Origin of the sequence: Streptomyces zhihengii (genome assembly GCF_016919245.1) — a bacterium.
In the GTDB taxonomy this organism is placed as follows: Bacteria; Actinomycetota; Actinomycetes; order Streptomycetales; family Streptomycetaceae; genus Streptomyces; species Streptomyces zhihengii.
The window spans coordinates 1-2,751 of record NZ_JAFEJA010000006.1 but is presented as its reverse complement, the minus strand read 5'-3'; the positions used below and the strand labels follow the sequence as shown (position 1 = coordinate 2,751).

Genomic DNA, 2,751 nt, shown 5'->3' with positions numbered 1-2,751 from the left:
CGTGGGCGTCCGCGCGGCTCCGGGCGCGGGTGTGCGCGGGCGTGCGGGTGCGGTCGCGCCCGGGCGCCCGCCCTGTCCATCGCGCAAGACGGTGCACACGCTCCGCGCACCCCACGGCACAATGGGCTCATGCCGATACCCAGCCGTGCCGCCCTCGTCGACCACCTCGTCCGCTCACGTATCGCTGGAGACGTCGCCACGCCGCGCGACAACAACCTCTCCCACTACCGCAAGCTCGCCAACGGCGACCGGCACTACTGGCTCGGCCTGGAGCTCGGCGACCGCTGGACCGACGAGCAGGACGTCCTCGCCGTCATGGCCGAGCGCTGCGGCGTCAACGACGACCCGTCCCACCGGCAGGGCCAGGACACCATCGACCCCGAGCTGACGGTCGACGCGCTGGAGCGGATGGCCGCGCGGCTGCGCAAGGCCGCCGCTGACGGCGAGCGCGTGCTCTTCGCGACCGGCCACCCCGGCGGCCTGCTCGACGTCCACCGCCAGACCGCCGCGGCGCTGCGGGCGGCCGGCTGCGAGATCGTGCGGATCCCGGGCGGGCTGTTCGCGGACGAGGGCATGGTCTTCCAGTTCGCGGACGTGGCGATGCTGGAGCGCGGCGCGACCCTGTGGCACACCCACTCGCCCGCGCCGATGGCCGCCATCCTGGACTGCTTCGAGCACCAGGGCACGCCGCTGCCCGACCTGGTGGTCGCCGACCACGGGTGGGCGGGCTGCGCCGGGCAGCGCGGGCTCGACGCCGTCGGCTACGCGGACTGCAACGACCCGGCCCTGTTCATCGCCGAGGCCGAGGGCACCCTCCAGGTGACCGTCCCGCTCGACGACCACGTCACGGACCCGCGCTTCTACGACCCGATGACGGCCTACCTGCTCGACGCGGCCGGCCTCGACGTCCCGGCGTGAGCCGCGCGGCCCGGGGCCGCGCACGGGGTTGCGTGCCGGCCGCGTGCCGTACGGCGGCGGGCCGGTGGCCCCGGGCGGAGCATCGTGGCGCATGGGGGACGCCGCGAGGGACCGCCCGGGGCGGCTCTGCCGGTCTCCGGTCCGTGCGGAGCCGCCGCTCCGCACGGACCGGACCGCCGGGGAGGTCCGGACCGCTCGGGCCTCCTCCGGGGACGGACGGCCTCCCGTGCCTGCGGGGCCGTCGCCTGGACGTGGTGCGAACGCTTCGGGACGCCTGTCACGCCCGCTCGCCGCGTCGCCGGGTCGGGTCGGGCCCGGTACGCGGACGAGGTCCGCGCCACGCCCCCTCGGGCGGACGGCGACGGTGCGCCGGCCGGCCCTGGTCGCGGGTGGTGATGGTGTTCCGGTTCGCCTTGGCCGTGGACGGTGCCGGTGCCCGGGCCGGCCCTGGTCGCGGGTGGTGCTCCAGTGGGAGCCGGTCCGCCCCGGTCATGGGTGGTGCCGGTGCGCCGGTCCGCCCCGGTCGCGAAGGCCGGCGCGCGCCGCGCGGCGGTCTTCGCCCGGCGGCATCAGGGACATCGCGGCGCGCAGGGCCGGGTCCCCGGGACCGGCACGGCCCCGGCGGCGATCCACAGCATGCGCTCGCCGCGCGGGGCGCGTGCCCGTCGTGCGGGCCCGCGAGCCGCGCCGGGCGTCGTGTCGCCGCCCGGCGGTTCCTCCTCGGCACGGACCTCGGCGCTCACGGATGCCGTTCCTCTCGTCGGTCGGTCGGCCCGGCGGCCGGAACGGCTTCCGGGGTGCGCGCAGTCCCGGGGCGCGGTCGGGGGCCTGCGGCCCTCGTGCCCCGGCCGATCCGGACGGCCGTTCGTGGCGGCCTAGGATCTGCATCCAGGTTCGCAGCCGCGGCCCCGTGAGGATTCCGACCACAGGACGACCTTTGCCCTACGACTCCAGGCCGGTGCGGGTCCTCGTCGTCGACGACGAGGAACTCGTCCGTGCCGCGCTCCGGAGCGTCCTCGACCACGACGAGCGGCTGCACGTCGTGGGGGCCTGCGACGGCCCGGAGGCCGTCGACGCGGCCCGGGAGCTCGCCCCCGACCTGGTGCTCCTGGACGTCGACATGCCCGGCGCACACGGCATCGGCGTCGTGCTGCCCGCGCTGCGCGCCCTGCCCCGCCCGCCCGCCGTCGCCATGCTCACCGCGCTCGACACCCCCGACCACCTGGAGCACGCCCTGCGGCAGGGCGCGTCCGGCTTCCTGCTCAAGACGATGGAGCCCCGGATGTTCACCGACGCCGTGCGGCTGCTCGCCGCGGGCGGGGTGGTCTGCACCCCGCCCGGCAGCGCCGCCGTGGTCGGGGGCTGGACGGCCCGGGCCCCCGCACCGCCCCCGGCCGCGGACCCGGGGCGGCTCGACGTCCTCACCGACCGCGAGCGCGAGGTGCTCACCCTGATCGCGGCCGGCCTGCCGAACGCGGACATCGCCGCCTGCCTCGGCATGGGCGTGACCACCGTGAAGACCCACATCGGCGCGATGAAGCGCAAGCTCGGCGCCGACAGCCGCGTCGCCCTCGCCGCCGTCCTCCACCGGACGGCGGCGCCGTGACCGGGCAGCCGGGGGGCCCGCCCGGGCGCGGGGGTGTGCCGCAGCCCGGGGACCGTCAAGCCTCGTGCCCGCCCGCGCGCGGGGGTGTGCCGCAGCCGGGTGGGGCCGGAGGGCCGGAGTCCGGTGGCCGGCCCTCGGCGGCGCCCGGGTCACAGGTGCCCGCGGCCGGGGGCGTGGCCGTGCCGGGTGGTACGTCCTCGCCGTGCCCGCCCGCGCGCGGGGGTGTG

2 protein-coding genes are annotated in these 2,751 nt (G+C 77.9%); both read left to right on the top strand.

Annotated elements, in window-relative coordinates:
- Window positions 1-129 precede the first annotated feature (129 nt).
- On the top strand, window positions 130-918 hold the full coding sequence (locus JE024_RS40760; protein WP_205375312.1) for a phosphatase: 789 nt from the start codon (window positions 130-132) through the stop codon (window positions 916-918).
- 937 nt (window positions 919-1,855) lie between these two features.
- Entirely contained in the window at window positions 1,856-2,524 is a 669-nt protein-coding gene (locus JE024_RS40755; RefSeq protein WP_244883819.1) for a response regulator, read from the top strand.
- The last annotated feature ends 227 nt before the right edge of the window (window positions 2,525-2,751 follow it).

Excerpts from the sequence above, each read along its gene's own strand:
- JE024_RS40760 (WP_205375312.1), top strand. The coding sequence starts at position 130 with ATGCCGATACCCAGCCGTGCCGCCCTCGTCGACCACCTCGTCCGCTCA.